The sequence below is a fragment of the Variovorax sp. WDL1 genome, from assembly GCF_001541225.1.
Taxonomy (GTDB): domain Bacteria; phylum Pseudomonadota; class Gammaproteobacteria; order Burkholderiales; family Burkholderiaceae_C; genus Variovorax.
Window position 1 is genome coordinate 11018 of record NZ_LMTS01000340.1, and the last position, 879, is coordinate 11896.

Annotated in this window: 3 tRNA genes and 1 pseudogene; all 4 read left to right on the plus strand. The window is 60.5% G+C overall.

Annotated elements, in window-relative coordinates:
- A pseudogene (locus tag APY03_RS45185) lies at positions 1-229 on the plus strand (uracil-DNA glycosylase); the annotation flags it as partial.
- 141 nt (positions 230-370) lie between these two features.
- A tRNA-Tyr gene (locus tag APY03_RS38410) sits at positions 371-456 on the plus strand.
- Positions 457-575: 119 nt separating this feature from the next.
- Positions 576-649: transfer RNA gene (locus tag APY03_RS38415), tRNA-Gly, on the plus strand.
- Between the two features lie 44 nt (positions 650-693).
- Positions 694-768: transfer RNA gene (locus APY03_RS38420), tRNA-Thr, on the plus strand.
- Positions 769-879: the final 111 nt, after the last annotated feature.

An 879-nucleotide genomic window follows, 5' to 3' on the forward strand; every position in this document is an offset into this window, starting at 1 on the left:
GCTCACGGATGCCGTGATTCGCCAAGTGGCGGACGGCGAGCGCCCGGTCGTGTTCATGCTGTGGGGATCGCATGCGCAGGGCAAGCGAGCGCTGATCGACAGTCGTCGCCATAAGGTGCTGACGGCGAACCATCCCTCGCCGCTTTCGGCTCTACGCCCCCCGATTCCCTTCATCGGCTGCGGCCATTTCGGCGAGGCGCGGGCCTGGCGAGAGTCCCAGGGGCTCTAATTGACCCGGGTGGAATTGAGTGGCTGTGCGGGGCCAGTCAAGGGTGAAGGCGTTTCGGCGGTGGGCCGCTGCCCCGCATGACTGCAGCCAAGCCCTGTCATCGACCTGCCCTATCAACCGTGCTATATTTCGAGGTTCGCCGGAGAGGTGGCCGAGTGGTTAATGGCAGCAGACTGTAAATCTGCCCTCTTACGAGTACGCTGGTTCGAATCCAGCCCTCTCCACCAGCGAAGAACGGATTTTGCAGAGCGTTTGAATGACGGGTTTCGGTGCAAAGCTGGAAGGCGAAGCGCAGAACCCGGACCGTGCTACGGTGCGGCCCTGGCTCGAGGGGTCGCGCCGCGATGCGGGAGTAGTTCAATGGTAGAACCCTAGCCTTCCAAGCTAATGACGCGGGTTCGATTCCCGTCTCCCGCTCCAGCAATCTCCGATCGACGCGAGGCGCAGGTTTTTTGAAGTATTTCGCCCATTTGGCTCAGTGGTAGAGCACTCCCTTGGTAAGGGAGAGGTCGCGGGTCCGATTCCCGCAATGGGCACCAGTCTTGGGGTTGCGGCCGGGTGGTTGCAACCCCATGTCAGTGTGTTGATCTAGTTATTTTTCGGAGTCGAGAAAATGGCAAAAGGAAAATTCACCCGCACGAAGCCGCACG